Annotated in this window: 12 protein-coding genes; 1 reads left to right on the top strand and 11 read right to left on the bottom strand. The window is 62.7% G+C overall.

Annotation, left to right across the window (positions count from 1 at the left end):
• Positions 1-96 precede the first annotated feature (96 nt).
• The 9 genes from yccS to betI form a co-directional block, all read right to left on the bottom strand.
• Positions 97-2280 carry a YccS family putative transporter gene (gene yccS, locus AD659_RS25725; protein ID WP_053126107.1) on the bottom strand — a complete coding sequence of 728 codons (2184 nt, stop codon included), beginning with the start codon at positions 2278-2280 and terminating at the stop codon, positions 97-99.
• A gap of 306 nt (positions 2281-2586) precedes the next feature.
• Positions 2587-3765: a BaiN/RdsA family NAD(P)/FAD-dependent oxidoreductase gene (locus AD659_RS25720; RefSeq protein WP_053126105.1), complete on the bottom strand. Its 1179-nt coding sequence runs from the start codon at positions 3763-3765 to the stop codon at positions 2587-2589.
• Positions 3766-3908: 143 nt separating this feature from the next.
• Positions 3909-5246, bottom strand: coding sequence for an ATP-dependent RNA helicase DbpA (dbpA, locus tag AD659_RS25715; protein ID WP_231987771.1), 1338 nt, complete (start codon positions 5244-5246; stop codon positions 3909-3911).
• Positions 5247-5605: 359 nt separating this feature from the next.
• Positions 5606-7033 carry a multidrug transporter subunit MdtD gene (gene mdtD / locus AD659_RS25710; protein WP_053126103.1) on the bottom strand — a complete coding sequence of 476 codons (1428 nt, stop codon included), beginning with the start codon at positions 7031-7033 and terminating at the stop codon, positions 5606-5608.
• 242 nt (positions 7034-7275) lie between these two features.
• Positions 7276-8613, bottom strand: a complete 1338-nt coding sequence (locus tag AD659_RS25705) for a TldD/PmbA family protein (protein WP_053126101.1) — start codon at positions 8611-8613, stop codon at positions 7276-7278.
• On the bottom strand, positions 8613-10055 hold the full coding sequence (locus AD659_RS25700; RefSeq protein WP_053126100.1) for a TldD/PmbA family protein: 1443 nt from the start codon (positions 10053-10055) through the stop codon (positions 8613-8615). Before AD659_RS25700 ends, AD659_RS25705 begins: the two co-directional genes overlap by 1 nt.
• Positions 10056-10287: 232 nt before the next feature.
• Complete coding sequence (betA, locus tag AD659_RS25695) at positions 10288-11991, bottom strand: choline dehydrogenase (RefSeq protein WP_053126098.1); 1704 nt, start codon at positions 11989-11991, stop codon at positions 10288-10290.
• Between the two features lie 217 nt (positions 11992-12208).
• On the bottom strand, positions 12209-13681 hold the full coding sequence (betB, locus tag AD659_RS25690; protein ID WP_053126096.1) for a betaine-aldehyde dehydrogenase: 1473 nt from the start codon (positions 13679-13681) through the stop codon (positions 12209-12211).
• 79 nt (positions 13682-13760) lie between these two features.
• Entirely contained in the window at positions 13761-14381 is a 621-nt protein-coding gene (betI, locus tag AD659_RS25685; RefSeq protein ID WP_053126094.1) for a transcriptional regulator BetI, read from the bottom strand.
• A gap of 366 nt (positions 14382-14747) precedes the next feature.
• On the opposite strand from betI, the gene AD659_RS25680 reads away from it, so the two are divergent.
• On the top strand, positions 14748-16280 hold the full coding sequence (locus tag AD659_RS25680; protein ID WP_162277333.1) for a BCCT family transporter: 1533 nt from the start codon (positions 14748-14750) through the stop codon (positions 16278-16280).
• Between the two features lie 339 nt (positions 16281-16619).
• Here AD659_RS25680 and choV read toward each other — a convergent pair whose 3' ends face one another.
• Together choV and choW are read right to left on the bottom strand one after the other, a co-directional pair.
• Positions 16620-17798 carry a choline ABC transporter ATP-binding protein gene (gene choV, locus AD659_RS25675; protein ID WP_053126091.1) on the bottom strand — a complete coding sequence of 393 codons (1179 nt, stop codon included), beginning with the start codon at positions 17796-17798 and terminating at the stop codon, positions 16620-16622.
• Positions 17795-18640, bottom strand: a complete 846-nt coding sequence (gene choW, locus AD659_RS25670) for a choline ABC transporter permease subunit (RefSeq protein ID WP_014340605.1) — start codon at positions 18638-18640, stop codon at positions 17795-17797. The genes choV and choW overlap by 4 nt, the downstream gene beginning before the upstream one ends.
• Positions 18641-18669 lie beyond the last annotated feature (29 nt).

Genomic DNA, 18669 nt, shown 5'->3' with positions numbered 1-18669 from the left:
CACAGTAGATTCGCTGTGCACACAGACTTTGCGTCACAGCAGGTCCCTGTGGGAGCGAGCTTGCTCGCGATGAGGCCGGCCCATTCACCACACCCCTCAAGCCTCGCTGGTATCCTTGACCAGATGCACCGCCAAGGTTCGCAACGGACCGAGCTGACGGCAGATCAACCCCAATTGCGTCTGTACCAGCCGCTGCCCTTCGTCGATGTCATCAGGCATCTGCTCAAGCTCATTGGCCAGGGCTTCCTCTTCGTCGCTTTGGACCACAATCGGCTGTTTGTTCACCAGGCCCTGGGCGATTTCGTCGATGCTCGCTGCCAGTTTCATCCCGGCACTGTCGATCAACTGTTCGCGTACTTCCGTCGGCAGCTCGGTGCCGCGGTGGGCGCCCAGGCCCGACAGGTAACTGAGCAGGGTGTGGGACAGCACCAGGAAGCGGAATCCGACATCGGCTTCCTTACGGAAATGCCCCGGCTCCATCAGCATGTTGGCCAGCGTGGTGGACAACGCGGCATCGGCGTTGTGGGCGTTGCGTCGGGCCAGCCGATAGGCCAGGTCGTCACGTTTGCCAGCGGCGTATTGCTGCATGATCTGGCGCAGGTAAATGCTGTTGCAGGTCAGCGTGTTCGCCAGCACCTTGTTCAACCGCCGCCCTTGCCAATCGGGCAGGAACAGGAAGACCGCCAACCCGGCGATCAGGCTGCCGAGCAAGGTATCGAACAACCGCGGCAGCAGCAGCCCATAGCCGTCGCCCACCTGGTTGAAGCAGAACAGCACCATGATGGTGATCCCCGCCGTCGCCAAGGTGTAGCGGGTGGTGCGGTTGGTAAAGAACACCACCCCGGCGGCGATGGCGAAGCACGATTGCACCAGCGGATTGGGGAACAGATCGAACAGCGCCCAGGCCACCGTCAGGCCGATGGCGGTGCCGATGATCCGCTGGCCGAGCTTGCGTCGGGTGGCGCCGTAGTTGGGTTGGCAGACGAACAGTGTGGTGAGGATGATCCAATAGCCCTGGGACGGGTGGATCATGTGCACCACGGCGTAGCCCACGCTCAGGGCCAGGGGCAAGCGCAGGGCATGCCGGAACAGCAGCGAGGTGGGCGTGAGCTGGGTGCGCAAGCGCAGCCAGACGTCCTTGAGGTTGCGCGGCGAGCGGTCCAGCAGGCTGCTGTCGGTGGCGTCGGCGAGGGCGTCGGGGTTGCTCGCATCGCTGAGCAGGCGGTCCATGGTGCCCAGGTTTACCGACAGGGCCCGCAACGAGCGCAGCAAGCCGCGCCAGGCCGGGTTGCTCTGGATGCGCAAGTGTTCGAGGGAGGCGTGCAGGTCGTTGAGGGCCTCGGCGAACGTGTCGTCATAGATGAACGGCTGGCGCAGCTGGATCGACTCGGCCAACGCCTGGCAGGCCTTGCCTTGTTGCCGCAGCAGGCGCTGGCAGCGGAACAGCACGTCGCTGTGGAAGAAAGCCTCGGCCAAGGCATTGTAGGGGTAGTGAGACGAACTGGCACGCTCGTGGATGTCCTGGGCCAGGAAGTACAGCTTCAGGTAGCGGCTGACCTTCGAACCGGGCCGGCCATTGCCCACGCGGTGCAGGATGATTTCCTTCGCGCTGTTGAGCGCAGCGACCACACGACCGTTTTGCTGGGCCAGTTCCAGGCGGCGGGCTTCGACGTCCAGCTGACGGATCGGCTCCAGCAGCGACGATTTGAGCTTGAGGTAGCGCCCCAGTTCGCGAAACAGCCGCGCCAGGCTTTGCTGCACCGGCTGGTTGGAAAACAACGCCTGCCACACGACCGACAGCAAGCCGTACCACGCGGCACCGGCGACCAGTAGCAGGGGTTCATGCCAGAAATCGCTGACGGCGCCGCCGCGCTGGTCCACGCCGATCATGGTGTAGACCGAAAGAATCAAGGTGGCCGAGGCAATCGCGCCATAACGCTCACCCAGGGCGCCAAGCATGGTCAGGCCGAACGCTGCCAGGGCCAGGGCGACGATGAACAGGATGGGGTAGGGAAACAGCAGCTCCACCGACAGCGCTGCGGCGCTGAAGCACAGCAGCGTGACTGCCAGCGCATTGAGGCGGCCTTGCCAACTGTCGTCGGTCTCGGCCAGGGCGCTGGCGATGATGCCCAGGAACAAGGGAATCAGCAGCGCCATTTCGTCCAGATACCAGCACAACCCCATGCTGCCGGTCAGGGCGATGAAGACCCGCACGCTATAACTGAACTTATCCAACGCCCAAAGGCGACGCAAAGACTGGCTAAACGAGTTCGCTGACATGAAGTGCACAGGCCTGACGGGCAATGACGCTAAATTGAGGCAGTAATGACGCCGACGCAATGGCGGCGATCACATCTGACAGCAAAAAGTGTTCCGGCCTGCGAAGGACACACCTCTACCCTGTGGCGAGGGAGCTTGCTCCCGCTGGGTCGTAGGAGCTGTCGAGCGGAGCGAGGCTGCGATCTTTCCCCTGACACTTGAGTCTCAAGCGAAAGATCAAAAGATCGCAGCCTTCGGCAGCTCCTACAGCGCAGTCGAGCGGGAGCAAGCTCCCTCGCCACAAAAGCGGGCTCAACATAGGCGGGGTCAGACGTACTGCGCCGCCGCATACCCCGAAGCCCACGCCCACTGGAAGTTGAACCCGCCCAGGTGCCCGGTGACGTCCAGCACTTCGCCGATGAAATACAGGCCAGGGCTTTTCAACGATTCCATGGTCTTGGACGAGACTTCCCGGGTGTCGACGCCGCCCAGGGTGACTTCGGCGGTGCGGTAGCCTTCGGTGCCGGCGGGGACGACGTTCCAGCTCGCCAGTTTCTCGGCGATGTCCGCCAGCTCGGCGTGGGTGTACTGCTTCATGGGTTTGGAGACAAACCAGGTGTCGGCCAGCAGGTTGGCCATTTTCTTGGTGAACAGCTCGCCCAGCAGTGTCTTGAGTTCACTGTTGGGGCGTTCGGCCTGTTGCTGTTGCAGCCATTGCGGCACGTCGTGGTCGGGCAGCAGGTTGATCTGCACCGTGTCCCCCGGTTCCCAGAACGAGGAAATCTGCAGGATTGCCGGACCGCTCAGGCCGCGATGGGTGAACAGGATGTTCTCGCGAAAGCTCTGGTCGTTGCAGCTCACCAGGCAATCCACCGAGGTGCCCGACAGTTCGGTGCACAGGGCCTTGAGCTGATCAGTGATGGTGAACGGCACCAACCCGGCACGGGTCGGCAGCAGCGCATGGCCAAACTGTTTCGCCACCTGATAACCGAAGCCGGTCGCCCCCAGGGTCGGGATCGACAGTCCACCGGTGGCGATCACCAGGGACTGGCAGGCGAGGGCGCCGAGGGTGGTTTGCAGCCGGTAGCCGCCGTCGGTTCTTTCGATCTGCTCGATCGAGGTGTCCAGGTGCAGGTTGACGCCGGCCTGGTCGCATTCATCCAGCAGCAGGCCGAGGATGTCGCTGGACTTGTTATCGCAGAATAACTGGCCGAGCTTTTTCTCGTGATAGGGCACGCCGTGCTTGGCCACCAGCGCAATGAAATCCCACTGGGTGTAGCGGGCCAGGGCCGACTTGCAGAAGTGCGGGTTCTGCGACAGGAAGTTGCCCGGCTCGGTGTACATGTTGGTGAAGTTGCAGCGCCCACCGCCCGACATGAGGATCTTCTTGCCGGCCTTGTTGGCGTGGTCCAGCAACATCACCTGCCGCCCGCGCGCGGCCGCGGTCAGCGCGCACATCAACCCTGCGGCGCCAGCGCCAATGATCACGACTTCGGTAGAGCGCAAAACGGTGTCCTCTCAGCTTTCCCACGATCGTTCCCACGCTCTGCGTGGGAATGCATCCTGTGACGCTCTGCGTCACGCTTGACAGCAAGGGACGCGGAGCGTCCCGGGCGGCATTCCCACGCAGAGCGTGGGAACGATCATCGTCAGAGGATCCGCACCCGCAACGAGCGGCCCTTGATCTTGCCATCGTTCAAGCGTTGCAGCGCCTGTTTGGCGATGCCGCGTTCAACGGCCACGTAAGCCTGGAAGTCGAAGATCGCGATCTTGCCGACCTGGGCGCCGGGGATACCGGCCTCGCCGGTCAGGGCGCCGAGGATGTCGCCGGGGCGGACCTTGTCCTTGCGCCCGGCGCCGATGCACAGGGTGCTCATGGCCGGCAGCAGCGGGCCGCCGCCCTGGGACTTGAGGTTATCCAATTGGTCCCAGCTCAGCGGCGCCTTCTGCAGTTGCTCGATGGCCTGGGCGCGGTGGGCTTCGGACGGCGCCACCAGGCTGATGGCGATGCCTTTCTCACCGGCGCGGCCGGTGCGGCCGACGCGGTGGATGTGGATTTCCGAGTCCCGGGCCAGTTCGACGTTGATCACCATGTCCAGGGCGTCGATGTCCAGGCCGCGGGCCGCCACGTCGGTGGCCACCAGCACCGAGGTGCTGCGGTTGGCGAACATCGCCAGCACCTGGTCGCGGTCGCGCTGTTCCAGGTCACCGTGCAGGCCGACGGCCGAGATACCCTTGGCCGTCAGGTGGTCGACGGTTTCCTGGACCTGTTGCTTGGTGAAGCAGAACGCCACGCACGAGGCCGGGCGGAAATGCGCCAGCACCTTGACCACCGCGTCCATGCGTTCCTCGGGGGAAATTTCGTAGAAGCGCTGCTCGATCTGCGCGTCGGAATGGAACGCCTCGGCTTTCACTTGCTGCGGGTCACGCATGAACTTGGAGGCGAGTTGCTTGATGCCCACCGGGTAGGTGGCGGAGAACAGCAGCGTCTGGCGGCGTTCGGGGGTCTGCTGGATGATGTCTTCGATGGCGTCGTAGAAGCCCATGTCGAGCATGCGGTCGGCTTCGTCGAGGATCAGCGTGTTGAGGCCGTCGAGCACCAGCGAACCCTTGCGCAGGTGCTGCTGGATGCGCCCCGGTGTGCCGACGATGATGTGGGCCCCGTGTTCGAGGGAGGCGATCTGCGGGCCGAAGGACACGCCGCCGCACAGGGTCAGGACCTTGATGTTGTCTTCGGCGCGGGCCAGGCGCCGGATTTCCTTGGCGACCTGGTCGGCCAGCTCGCGGGTCGGGCACATCACCAGGGCCTGGCAGCCGAAGTAGCGTGGGTTGATCGGGTTCAGCAGGCCGATGCCGAAGGCGGCGGTCTTGCCGCTGCCGGTCTTGGCCTGGGCGATCAGGTCCATGCCCTTGAGGATCACCGGCAAGCTTTGCGCCTGGATCGGCGTCATCTGGGCATAACCGAGTGATTCGAGGTTAGCCAGCATGGCGGCGGACAGCGGCAAAGTATTAAAAGCGGTGGCAATGGTGGTCACGGGACTGGCCTGCAAAACAAAATGTTGCGCAGTGTAGCAGCCTCGTGCCACTTTCTTCGAAAGTTCTGGACGAGCTGTGAAGAGGGGATCGCAGAGCCCTGTGGCGAGGGAGCTTGCTCCCGCTGGGGCGCGAAGCGCCCCCAAACCGGCCAACACGGTGTGCCTGGAAGTTCGCGTCGTCTGGATTGCGACTGCTGCGCAGCCGAGCGGGAGCAAGCTCCCTCGCCACAAAAGCTCTAAAGCTGTAAAGCTGTAAAGCTGTAAAGCTTTGATGTCCCAGAGCCCGGAGTCTTAAAGCCCCCGAGCGTTATCTAGTGTTCGATATGCTCATCCGGCCGCTTGTCCCGCCGCCCATCCTGCTTCGACAGTTGGGAGAAAATCGTCGCCGCCAGCATCGCCATGATCCCCACCGTCACGAACGTCAACTGGAACGCACCCAGCACCGTCTCCACGCCGTCGTTGCCCACCTGGGCGGTAAAGCCGCCGAGCAGGGCGCCGGCGCAGGCCACGCCGAGGCTCAGGGACAGTTGCGCCACCACCGACAACAGGCTGTTGCCGCTGCTGGCGCTGGCGTCGTCCAGGTCGATCAGGGTCACGGTGTTCATCGCGGTGAATTGCAGCGAATTGATCGCCCCCAGCACCGCCAGTTGCGCCAGCAGCAGCCAGTACGGCGTCTGTTCGCTGACCAGGCCCATGCTCGCCAGCATCACGCCCAGGGCCACGGTGTTGCCAGTCAGGACGATGCGATAGCCCAGGCGTTCGATCAGTGGCCGGGCCACGGACTTGGCGACCATGGCTGCCGCCGCCAGGGGCAGCATGCTCATGCCGGCCTGGGACGGTGAATAGCCCAGGGCGACTTGCAGTAGCAAAGGCACCAGGAACGGCAAGGCGCCGCTGCCCAGGCGCGCGAACAGGTTGCCGAGAATGCCGACGGCGAAGGTCCGGGTCTTGAACAGAGACGGTGGGAACAGCGCATTTTCGACGTGCCCGGCCCGCAACCAATAGGCTGCCAGGCAGGCCATGCCGCCAAACAGCAGCAGCATCACCCGCAGGTGCGGCAGGTGCAGTTCTCCCAGGCCTTCCATGGCGATGGTGATCAGCACCATCGCCGCGCCGAACAGCAGGAACCCCAGCCCATCGAACCGCGTGCGTTCGCTGCCCCGCAGGTCGGGGATGAACTTCCACACGGCATAACAGCCGAGCACGCCCACTGGCAGGTTGATGATAAAGATCCAGTGCCAGGTCAGGTACTCCACCATCCAGCCGCCCATGGTCGGCCCGATCAGTGGGCCGAGCAGACCGGGGATGGTGATGAAGCCCATGATCCGCACCAGTTCCGAGCGCGGATACGCCCGCAGCACCACCAGCCTGCCCACCGGCAGCATCAGCGCGCCGCCCAGGCCCTGGACGACCCGGGCGCCGATCAGCATGCTCAACGAGTTGGACAGGGCGCACAGCAGTGAGCCGAAGCTGAACAGCAGGATCGCCCCAAAGAAAATCTTCTTGGTGCCGAAGCGGTCGGCGATCCAGCCCGACGCCGGGATCAGCAACGCCACGGTGAGCATGTAGGCAATGATCACGCCTTGCATGCGCAGCGGGTTTTCCGCCAGGTCACTGGCCATGGCGGGCAGGGCGGTGTTGAGGATGGTCCCGTCCAGGGACTGCATGAAGAAGGCAATCGCCACGACCCATGGAAGCCAGCGGGCGGTGACGGCGTCGAGCGGGGCGCGGTTGGGCATGGGACCTCTTGTATGAAAAGTGAACAATTACCTGGGGCGAGGGGATCTTTAAAAAAATGAACAGTTACCCGTGGCAAGGAAGCTCTTGTGGCGAGGGAGCTTGCTCCCGCTGGGGGGCGAAGCACCCCCAAACCGGCCAACACGGTGTGCCCGAAAGATCGCGTCGCCTGGATTACGACTGCTTCGCAGCCGAGCGGGAGCAAGCTCCCTCGCCACCGGAGGTTGAAGCCACCTTCTTGATGCTACAGCGTCAAGGTCAACCGCTTCACCAGCGCTCCCGGCAACAACATCGAGGCCGTGGCCCGCTGGCTGTAGGTGCTGGCCGAGAGCAGAAGTTCCCGCTCTCGGGTCAGCGCTTCCAGTTGTGACCCGAGCAGGCTGTAGACGCTGTCGTCGAAACGCATGGTACTGACCGGCGCCTGGATCTGGCCATTCTCGACCCAGAACGTGGCGAAGCGGGTCATGCCGGTCAGGCGCGCCGCCGGTTGGTCCGAGTAGTTCAGGTACCAGAGGTTGCTGATGTACAGCCCGGTGCCGAGTTCTTCGAGGATGTACTTCTGCTCCAGTTGCCCGCCCTGCATGTCCAGCGCGGTGGGGTATTCGTAGCGGCTGGCGCCGTTGGCCGCGAGGCCGTATTCGGCGGCGCTGCGGGAATTGATCAGCCGTGCATTGGCCGTACCCTTGGCGATCAGCCCCAAGTCATCGCGGGGATAACCTTCGTCGGAAAACGCCGGGCTCAAGGAGCCGCTGACCTGCTCGGTCAGCCACACGTTGGGGCTGAAATGGGCTTCACCGGCGTAGAACTTCTGCAACGGGCTCTGCTTGCTGGCAATGGCCTGGGCCGAGAACCCGCCCCAACTGAGCATGCCCATGATCTCTTCCAGGGCGGCCGGCGCCAGGTAGGCGCGGTACTCGCCGGGCGGTAGGGTGCGCAGCGGACGGCCGAGGAATTCCAGCTGCTCGCGGGCCTGCTCGAAGCGCCGGGCAAAGCCGTCGCTGCTCCATTCATGCCCGGCGTAGCTGGCTTTCACCGCCTGGCCGTTCTCATGGAACAGGCTGAAGTCGAAGTTGAAGCTGTTGGCCTGATGCCAGCCGAACGCGCCCGACGAACTGGCGAAACCTCGACTGATGGGCCCGGCGGCGTAGAACCCCACCAGGTCCAGGCCTTCGGCGGCGCGGGTGATTTCAGCCACGGCCTGTTCAGTGTCCGGCAGCGGATGGTCCTGCACATTGTTGCTCTGCCAGTGATTGTGGTTGAGCAGCAGATACGGATCGCGGGGCAGCAGCGGCAAGGTTTCGCGCAGTTGCTGCAAGCCTTCGGACAGGCGTTGCACATCGGCCTCGGGGTCGCCGGACAAGGTGATCTGCAAGTCGGCGTGGCGGCCGTCGTCGATCAATTTGAAGCTGACATTGGCCTGCTGTACCTGCCCGGCCTGGCGGACTTTGCCGTGGTTGAAACGCACGAAGGCCGAGGACTCGGCGGCGTAGCCGAGGGTGAACTGTTCCGGCTCACGAAGGGCATCGCGCAGCCAGTCGACCAACGCCTTGAACGCCCTGGCCTGATTATTCACGGTGCTCATCAGGCATCCCCTCCAAATACATCAACGTTGCTGAACACGCAGGCAGGCGACGCATGGCCGACGCGGATGACCTGGTTCGGTTCGCCCTTGCCACAGTTCGGCGTACCCAGGACCTGGGAGGTGCTGGCATCGCCCACGGCGCGCAGGCTCTTCCAGAATTGCGCGGAAATGCCTCGGTAGTTGGGGTTCTTCACCACGCCCTTGAGCTCGCCGTTTTCGATCAATTGGCCCCATTCGCAGCCGAACTGGAATTTGTTGCGAGCGTCATCGATGGACCAGGAACGGTTGGTGCGCATCAGCACGCCGCGCTCGATGCCTTGGATCAGTTGCTCCAGGGACTGGTCGCCGGGCTCGATGTTCAGGTTTGCCATGCGGTCGATGGGCGGCCGATTCCAGCCGCAGGCGCGGCTGTTGGCGACACCGTCCAGGCCCGCACGGAACTGCGACAGTGCCCCGCCCAGTGGACGCAACAGCAAGCCTTCACGAATCAGGAACTGCTTGCTCGCGGCGCTGCCATCGTCGTCATGGCTGTAGCTCGCCAGTTCTTCGGGAATGTCCGGGTCGAAGGTCACGTTCAATAGGCTGGAGCCGTATTGCAGGTGGCCGAAGTCGCTGGCCTTGACGAAGCTGGTGCCGGCGTAATTGCGCTCGTCCCCGAGGATGCGGTCCAGTTCCAGCGGATGGCCGATGGACTCGTGGATCTGCAGCATCATCTGGTCGGGCATAAGCAGCAGGTCGCGGGGGCCTTGCGGCGTGTTCGGCGCCATCAGCAATTGCAGGGCCTGGTCGGCGATTTTCGGCCCGGCGCCGATCAGGCCGCAGCGGCTGATCACATCGAAGCCGCCTTGCTGGCCGAAATTTTCCCGGCCCAGGGTGCGGGTCTGGCTGTCGTTGCCGTCGAAGGCGGTGACGTCCAGGGCCGGGTAGATGAAGCGTTGGGCCTGGCGCAGTTCAGCGCCGGCACTGTTGAGGTAGATCTGCTCGACCTGGGTCAGGCCGATGCTGGCTTGCCAGTTCACCAGGCGCTCGTCCTGGGGCACCGCGGCCGATTCGTCGCCGAGCAGTTGGTAGCAATCGCTCAGGGGCGGGAAGGCCTGGTCGAAATGCGGCGAGAAATAATCGGCGCGGTCGCTGGACACCGCTTGCTCGCGCAGGTCGAGCAGGGCGTGGGGCTTGAGCTGGCGGGCGTGCTGCTCGGCGCGTTCGAGGGCCGCTTGCAGGCCGGCCTGGGACAAGTCGTTGGTGGCAGCATAGGCTTCGACGCCGTTGACCCGCACGGTGAGCATCGCACCTTCATCACGGTTCAGACTGGGCGGTTCGGCGACGTTCTTGCGCACCGACAAATGCTGGCCTGACTCGCACACGTAACGCAGGGAAAAGAATTCAGCGCCCGTGCGCAAGGCAGCGAACCGCTGCTTGAGCCGGGGATGGAAGTCGAACATGAAACCTCCTTGTCTGGAGTGGCGATGCAGCGAGGTGCGGCGTATTGACGCGATGGCGCTAGAGTAGGCCTGGGGTGGGGAAGGGATCAAGGCAGATAGGAGTTTGCGGTGTCAGGTTGGACGCCATCGCGAGCAGGCTCGCTCCCACAGTGGGTCTTCAGTGGTCACAAAATCTGTGTCCACCACCGATTCCCTGTGGGAGCGAGCAGGCTCGCGATGGCGGTGTGGCGCCTTACTGAGTAGTTGTCGCCACTTCACGCAACGGCTTGCCGCGTACCGGCGCGTCGCCGGCCACGTAGTATGGCGCGGTGCTGCGCGGCAGCGGCTTGCGGCCGCGGATCTTGTCGGCGATTTTCTCGGCCATCATGATCGTCGGCGCGTTCAGGTTGCCGGTGGTGATGATCGGCATGATCGAGGCATCCACCACGCGCAACCCTTGCATGCCATGCACGCGGCCTTCAGCGTCCACCACGGCCATGTCGTCGGTGCCCATTTTGCACGAGCAGGACGGATGGAACGCAGTTTCGGCGTGTTCGCGGATGAACTGGTCCAATTGCGCGTCCGTCTGCACCTCGATGCCCGGGCTGATCTCGCGACCCCGGAACGGGTCGAGTGCCGGTTGCTGCATGATCTCGCGGGTCAGGCGGATGCCATCGCGAAATTCCTGCCAGTCCTGCTCGGTCGCCATGTAGTTGAACAGGATGCTCGGGTGCTGGCGCGGGTCCTTGGACTTGGCCTGGATCCGACCACGGCTGGGCGAACGCATGGAGCCCATGTGCGCCTGGAAGCCGTGTTCCTTCACGCCGTTGCTGCCGTTGTAGTTAATCGCCACCGGCAGGAAGTGGTACTGGATGTTCGGCCAATCGAATTCCGGGCGGGTGCGGATGAATCCGCCGGCCTCGAACTGGTTGCTGGCGCCGATGCCGGTGCCGTTGAACAGCCACTCGGCACCGATGGCCGGCTGGTTGTACCAGAGCAACGACGGGTACAGCGAGACCGGTTGAGTGCAAGCGTATTGCAGGTACAGCTCCAAGTGATCCTGGAGGTTTTCACCGACGCCCGGCAGGTCGTGGACCACCGGGATGTCGAGGCTTTCCAGCAGTTGGGCCGGGCCGATGCCAGAGCGTTGCAGGATCTGCGGCGAGGCGATGGCACCGGAGCACAGCAGCACTTCCTTGCGTGCCCGGGCTTCGACGCGCTCTTCAGCGGCGCCCACCAGGTAACGCACGCCGACCGCACGTTTGCCTTCGAAGAGGATCTTGTCGGTCAGGGCGTGGGTGACAATGGTCAGCGTGGAGCGTTTCTTGGCGACGTCCAGGTAACCGCGCGCGGTACTGGCGCGACGGCCGTTAGGCGTGACGGTACGGTCCATCGGGCCGAAACCTTCCTGCTGGTAGCCGTTGAGGTCTTCGGTGCGTGGGTAACCGGCCTGCACGCCGGCTTCGACCATGGCGTGGAACAACGGATTGTTGCCGGCCTTGGGCGTGGTCACGCTGACCGGGCCGTCGCCGCCGTGGTAGTCGTTCGGGCCGATGTCGCGGGTTTCGGCCTTACGGAAATACGGCAGGCAATCCAGGTAGGTCCAGTCTTCCAGGCCAGGCAGTTTTGCCCAGTTGTCATAGTCCAGGGCGTTGCCGCGGATGTAGCACATGCCGTTGATCAGCGAAGAACCGCCCAGGCCCTTGCCGCGACCGCATTCCATGCGGCGGCCATCCATGTGTGGCTCCGGGTCGGTCTCGTAGGCCCAGTTGTAGCGCCGGCCTTGCAGCGGGAACGCCAGGGCGGCGGGCATTTGCGTGCGGAAGTCCAGGCGATAGTCCGGGCCGCCGGCTTCGAGCAGCAGGACGGTGACGCCTTCGTCTTCGGTCAGGCGGGTGGCCAGGGTATTACCGGCCGAGCCAGCACCGATGATGATGTAATCGAATTCTTGGGACATGAAATGCACCCTCTTTTTGAATTGGGTTCAGGTCGCGGTCTGTGTAGACGCTGTGTAGGAGCTGACGAGTGAAACGAGGCTGCGATCTTTCCCCAGACAATTGAGTCCAGAGCGAAAGATCAAGATCAAAAGATCGCAGGCTTCGCCAGCTCCTACAGAGCCCAGCGGAAGCAAGCTTCCTCGCCACAAAGGCCCCGGCCTCAGGTCCGGTGTCCGATCAGAACACCGACGTGTAATCGCCCAACTCGACCTGTACCGACTTGATGCGGGTGAAGTTGTTGAGCGAGCTGATGCCGTTCTCCCGGCCCACGCCCGATTGCTTGTAGCCACCGACCGGCATTTCCGCCGCCGATTCACCCCAGGCGTTGATCCAGCAGATGCCGGCTTCGAGCTGGTGGATCACGCGGTGGGCGCGGTTCAGGTCGCGGGTCACGACGCCGGCCGCCAGGCCGAAATCGGTGTCGTTGGCGCGGCGAATCACTTCTTCCTCGGTGTCATAGGTGAGGATGCTCATCACCGGGCCGAAGATTTCTTCGCGAACGATGGTCATCTCGTCGGTGCAATCGGTGAACACGGTCGGCGCAACGAATGCACCCTTGGCGAATTCGCCGTCGGTCAGGCGACTACCACCGCACAACAGGCGTGCGCCTTCGGCTTTGCCTTTCTCGATGTAGCCCAGCACGCTTTCCATGTGGGCGAAGCTCACCAGCGGGCCGAAATTGGTGTTTTCGTCTTCTGGGTTGCCGACGCGGATGCGCGCCACGCGCTCGGCGATCTTGGCTTCGAAGGCGGCCTTGAGGTGGCTCGGCACGAACACGCGGGTGCCGTTGGTGCAGACCTGGCCGGAGCTGTAGAAGTTGGCCATCATCGCGGTGTCGGCGGCGCGATCCAGGTCGGCGTCGTCGAAGATGATCAGCGGCGACTTGCCGCCCAGCTCCATGGTCACGTCCTTGAGCGAAGAGCTCGAAGCGCTGGCCATGACTTTCTTGCCAGTGTCGGTGCCGCCGGTGAAGGAGATTTTCTCGATGCGCGGATGCTCGGTCAGCCAGGTGCCGACTTCACGGCCGCTGCCGGTCAGGACGTTGAACACGCCCGCTGGAAGGCCGGCCTCGGTGTAGATTTCGGCCAGTTTCAGGGTGGTCAGCGAGGTGACTTCGCTTGGTTTGAAGATCATCGCGTTGCCAGCGGCCAGGGCCGGTGCGGATTTCCACAGGGCGATCTGGATCGGGTAGTTCCACGCGCCGATACCGGCGACCACGCCCAGGGGCTCGCGGCGGGTGTAGACGAAGGACGTGGTGCGCAGCGGCACCTGCTCGCCTTCGATGGCCGGTACCAGGCCGGCGTAGTACTCCAGCACGTCGGCGCCGGTGACGATGTCGACATAGCGGGTTTCGGAATAAGCCTTGCCGGTGTCCAGGGTTTCCAGGGCGGCCAGTTCATCGTTGCGCTCGCGCAGGATGTCCACGGCACGACGCAGGATGCGCGAACGCTGCATGGCGGTCATGGCGGCCCAGACTTTCTGGCCCTTTTCGGCGCTGACCACGGCGCGCTCGACGTCCTCGAACGTCGCGCGCTGCACCAGGGCGAGTACTTCACCGTTGGCCGGGTTGATGGCTTCGAAAGTGGCGTCGCCGCTGGCATCGCTGTACGCGCCATCGATGTAGAGTTTTTGCAGTTCGAAACGGGCCATAAAGTCCTCGCAAGTGCATAAGTGGTTGGCTGGCCACCGAGCGTGTCGTTTATAGCTGACTACGCGCTGCGGTGACGGTTCAGGAGTCGAGCGTTTCTGTGTGCTCTGGCGCCCCTGCTTTGGCCAGTTGGAAGTCCATGTATTCGTAAGCGATCTGGTGCGCCTGGGCGGTATCGAACGCGTCTCCCGACAGCGCTCCGCGCAGCCACAAACCGTCAATCAGCGCGGCCAGCCCCCGTGCCGCGCTGCGTGCCTGATCAACGGGCAACACGCGGCGGAACTGGCAACACAGGTTGGAATACAGACGGTGATCGTTGATCCGCTGCAACCTGTGCAAAGACGGGTGATGCATGCTGGTGGCCCAGAAGGCCAGCCAGGTTTTCATTGCCGGGCCGTTGACCTGGCTGGCGTCGAAGTTGCCTTCGATGATCACCTTCAGGTGAGCCCGCGGACTCGAATCCTCCAGCGCCTGCCGGCGTGCGGTGACGTTCTCGCTGAGGACACTCATCAGGTACTGGGCCGTCGCCGCGATCAGGCCATTCTTGTCCTGAAAGTAGTGACTGATGATGCCGTTCGAAACACCGGCCAAACGGGCGATCAGCGCAATGCTGGCGTCCCCCATCCCGACCTGATCGACCGCTTGCAAAGTGGCTTCGATCAATTGCTGGCGGCGGATGGGTTGCATACCGACCTTGGGCATCTAGCACATCTCCTTAGGCCCGCAGGCGGACGAGTGCAGTCCGTCATGGCGAGGGCCAGTCTATTTTGTTTTGATTGAACGTTCAATCAACAAAGAATAAGCTCTGCGACAATTCGTCGCGATTTGCCGAAATTTCCTACGCGTAAATGGCGCAGAAGCGAGACATCAAGGACCCAAGACCCACGCAATGACGGGGGCAAGGGCTTCAAGGTTGTCTTTATAACACCCGCCGGTCGGCTGCCCACTTACCGATTGGTCGGGTACCGCGTTGCCTTGTCCTTCTCTCGCACTGCCTGGAGCATCCGTGCAATGAGTTCTGCCTTTCTAATAAAGACCCCACCGCAGAAGGTGACGGTCAACGGTTGGGTGTTCTACACCTCCACCGCATTGATTCTGTTGCTGACCGCCATCCTGATTATCGCCCCGCAGGAGGCCGGCCGATTGCTCGGCATCGCCCAGGCGTGGTTGTCCCGCAGCTTTGGTTGGTACTACATGGTCGTGATCGCGGCCTACCTGGTGTTTGTGGTCGGCCTGGCATTTTCCTCCTATGGTAAGCTCAAGCTGGGCAGCAAGGCTGACACACCGGATTTCAGCTACGGTGCCTGGGCCGGGATGCTGTTTTCCTCCGGCATTGGTATTTCCTTGCTGTACTTCGGCGCATCCGAGCCGCTGGACCATTACTTCAACCCGCCCGAAGGCGTGGCTGGCAGCCAGATGGCCGCGCGCCAGGCGGTGCAGTTGACGTTCTTGCATTGGGGCCTGCACGGCTGGGCCATCTACGCCTTGGTGGGCCTGGCCGTGGCGTATTTCGCCTACCGGCACAACCAGCCGCTGGCGCTGCGCTCGGCCTTGTATCCGCTGGTGGGTGAGCGTTGGGTCAAGGGCGCGGCGGGTCACGCGGTGGACGGTTTCGGCATGTTCGTAACGTTGCTGGGTCTGGTGACCAACCTGGGGATCGGCTCGTTGCAAGTCGCTTCCGGGCTGGAAAACCTGTTCGGCATGGAACACAGCAACACCAACCTGCTGATCGTGATCATTGTGATGAGCACGGTGGCGACCATCGCGGCGGTGTCGGGCGTGGAGAACGGCATTCGCCGACTGTCGAACCTGAACATCGTGCTGTTCAGCGGCCTGCTGATTTTCGTCTTGCTATTCGGTCCGACCCTGCACTTGCTCAATGGCTTCGTGCAGAACATCGGCGATTACCTCAACGGCGTGATTCTCAAGACGTTCGACCTCTACGTGTATGTGGACGACGGCGCCAAGTCCGATCGCTGGTTGGGCCTATGGACCCTGTTCTATTGGGCCTGGTGGATTTCCTGGGCGCCTTTCGTCGGCATGTTCATCGCACGCATTTCCCGTGGCCGTACCGTGCGCGAACTGGTGGCAGGCGTGTTGTTGATTCCCCTGGGTTTCACCCTGGCCTGGCTGTCGATCTTCGGTAACTCGGCCCTGGACCTGGTGATGAACCAGGGGGCGGTGGAGTTGGGCAAGACGGCGCTGACGCAGCCGTCCATGTCGATCTATCAGTTGCTGGAGTATTACCCGGCGTCGAAGGTGGTGATCGGTGTGTCGATCTTTGTCGGTTTCGTGTTGTTCCTGACCCCGGCCGACTCGGGGGCAGTGATGATGGCCAACCTTTCGTGCAAGGGCGGTAGTGTCGATGAGGATGCGCCACATTGGTTGCGGATCTTCTGGTCGGTGGCGATCACGCTGGTGACCATCGGCCTGCTGTTCGCCGGTAACTTCGAAGCGATGCAGACCATGGTCGTTCTGGCCGGGTTGCCGTTCTCGGCGGTGCTGGTGTTTTTCATGTTCGGGCTGCACAAGGCCATGCGCCAGGATGTGCAGGCCGAGCAGGAGCGGGCGGAGTTGGTGGCGCTGCGGGTCTATAGCTGACCCTCTGCCTGTCCCTGCTCTTGTGGCAGAGGGGCTTTTGTGGCGAGGGAGCTTGCTCCCGCTGGGTTGCGGAGCGACCCCAAACCGGCCAAGCACGATGTACCTGAAGGTTCGTGTCGCCTGGATTGCGACTGCTGCGCAGTCGAGCGGGAGCAAGCTCCCTCGCCACATTGATCAGCATTCCAAGCCAAGATCAGCGTTTCAAACCAAGTATCAGCATTCCAGCCAAGATCAGCATTTCAAACCAAGTATCCTTCAAACCAGGTCTCAGCATTCAGCTTGAGATGACACAAACAAAAACGCCGCGATCATCTCGCGGCGTTTTTGTTTGCGTGGGCTTTAGCCCAGGTTCTTGCCGAGCAGGGCGTGGTACAGCTCGCTGTCGCCCAGGATCCCGACGACTTTCTGGTTATCGTGGAGCACCAGTTTGTTGCCGGTCTGGTAGCGGATCTGCAATGCGTCGCGCATGCCGATGTTGGAGTCCACCAGGGTCGGACGTCGGCCCAGGCCTTCGACCGCTTGGCCCGGTGCCCAGTTTTGCAGGTCCAGGGCCGCGCCGTTCTGCCGGGCGCCCTTGATGGTGTTGCCTTCGGCCAGGTCGAGCCAGGAGTCGCCGCCCGGGTCCAGGCAGACCGAACCGTTGATGCGCTTGCAGTTGTCCAGGGTGCGCATCAGGCTGCGCCCGCACAGGACATTGAGCGGGTTGGTGTGGGCAACGAAGGTGCGCACGTAGTCGTCCGCCGGGTTCAGCACGATTTGTTCCGGCTTGCTGTACTGGATGATCCGGCCATCTTTCATGATCGCGATACGGCTGCCCAGTTTCAGGGCTTCGTCGAGGTCGTGGCTGACGAACACGATGGTCTTGCTCAGCTTGCGTTGCAGCTCCAGCAATTCGTCTTGCAGGCCCTGGCGGATCAACGGGTCAAGGGCCGAGAACGGTTCGTCCATCAGCAGGATGTCAGCGTCCATCGCCAGGGCGCGGGCCAGGCCGACCCGTTGCTGCATGCCGCCGGACAATTCGTCGGGCTTCTTGTTGCGCCACTGGGTCAGGCCCACCAGCTCAAGCTTCTCATCCACCAGTTTCTTGCGTTCCTTCTCCGGTCGGCCCTGCATTTCCAGGCCGAAACTGATGTTCTCGCGCACCGTCAGCCAGGGCATCAGGGCGAACTTCTGAAACACCATGGCGATGCGCTTGGTGCGCATCATCTTCAGTTCGGCGGGGGTGCAGGACGCGATGTCGATCTGGCGGCCTTCGTGTTCGACGTACAGCTTGCCGCGGCTGACGGTGTTCAAGCCGTTGATGCAGCGCAGCAGGCTGGATTTGCCGGAGCCGGACAGGCCCATCAAGACACAGATTTCGCCTTTCTCGATGTCCAGGCTGGCTTTTTCCACGCCAACGATTTGCCCGGTTTTCTTCAGGATTTCGTTGCGGGTCATGCCCTGGTCGAGCAGCTTGAGAGCCTCGCGAGGGTCCCTGGCGAAGATCACGTCAACGTCTTCAAAGCGAATTATGCTCATGCGTCACCCCCTACTTTGGCGTCGGGTTGTTTGCAGATTCGGTCGAGCATGATCGCCAGCAGGACGATCGCCAGGCCGGCTTCGAAGCCCAGGGCGATATCGGCGGTGTTCAGTGCGTTGACCACGGGTTTGCCCAGGCCATCGGCGCCCACCAGCGCGGCGATCACCACCATCGACAACGACAGCATGATGCACTGGGTGATACCGGCCGCGATGCTCGGCATCGCATGGGGCAGTTCAATGCGCGACAGGAGTTGGCGACGGGAACAGCCGAAGGCCTTGCCGGCGTCCATCAGTTCGTCCGGTACGTCGCGGATGCCCAGGTAGGTCAGGCGGATGGGCGCGGCAATCGCGAACACCACCGTGGAGATCAGGCCCGGGACCACACCCAGACCGAAGAGGGTCAGGGTAGGAATGAGGTAAACGAAGGTCGGTACGGTCTGCATCAGATCGAGCACCGGACGCATCATTGTGTAGAACATCGGCTTGTGCGCGGCAACAATGCCCAGCGGCACGCCGATCAGTACGCAGACCAGGGTCGCGAACAGCACCTGGGCGAGGGTTTCCATGGTCTCTTGCCAGTAACCCAGGTTGAGAATCAGCAGAAAGGACGCGATGACGAATACGGTCAGGCCCCATTTGCGCTGGATGAAGTGCGCCAATAGCGCAATGAGGCCGATCAGGGCCAGGGGGTTGAACCAGGTCAGCGCGAATGTCACGCCGTGAATCATCGTTTCCAGGAACAGCGCGATTGCGTCGAACGTGTTGGCGCCGTTTTGCGTCAACCATTCGACAAAGCCCGCGATGTACTGGCCCAAGGGTATTTTCTGATCAATAAGCATGGTAGTGAACGTCCGCATGCAAGGGAATA

Origin of the sequence: Pseudomonas thivervalensis (assembly GCF_001269655.1) — a bacterium.
GTDB lineage: Bacteria > Pseudomonadota > Gammaproteobacteria > Pseudomonadales > Pseudomonadaceae > Aquipseudomonas > Aquipseudomonas thivervalensis.
The sequence above is the reverse complement of the archived record's forward strand: the minus strand, read 5'-3'. Positions and strand labels throughout refer to the sequence as shown.

Coding starts and splice junctions, on each gene's coding strand:
- yccS (WP_053126107.1), bottom strand. CDS start 2,280: ATGTCAGCGAACTCGTTTAGCCAGTCTTTGCGTCGCCTTTGGGCGTTG.
- dbpA (WP_231987771.1), bottom strand. CDS start 5,246: ATGCTGGCTAACCTCGAATCACTCGGTTATGCCCAGATGACGCCGATC.
- mdtD (WP_053126103.1), bottom strand. CDS start 7,033: ATGCCCAACCGCGCCCCGCTCGACGCCGTCACCGCCCGCTGGCTTCCA.
- AD659_RS25705 (WP_053126101.1), bottom strand. CDS start 8,613: ATGAGCACCGTGAATAATCAGGCCAGGGCGTTCAAGGCGTTGGTCGAC.
- AD659_RS25700 (WP_053126100.1), bottom strand. CDS start 10,055: ATGTTCGACTTCCATCCCCGGCTCAAGCAGCGGTTCGCTGCCTTGCGC.
- betA (WP_053126098.1), bottom strand. CDS start 11,991: ATGTCCCAAGAATTCGATTACATCATCATCGGTGCTGGCTCGGCCGGT.
- betB (WP_053126096.1), bottom strand. CDS start 13,681: ATGGCCCGTTTCGAACTGCAAAAACTCTACATCGATGGCGCGTACAGC.
- betI (WP_053126094.1), bottom strand. CDS start 14,381: ATGCCCAAGGTCGGTATGCAACCCATCCGCCGCCAGCAATTGATCGAA.
- choV (WP_053126091.1), bottom strand. CDS start 17,798: ATGAGCATAATTCGCTTTGAAGACGTTGACGTGATCTTCGCCAGGGAC.
- choW (WP_014340605.1), bottom strand. CDS start 18,640: ATGCTTATTGATCAGAAAATACCCTTGGGCCAGTACATCGCGGGCTTT.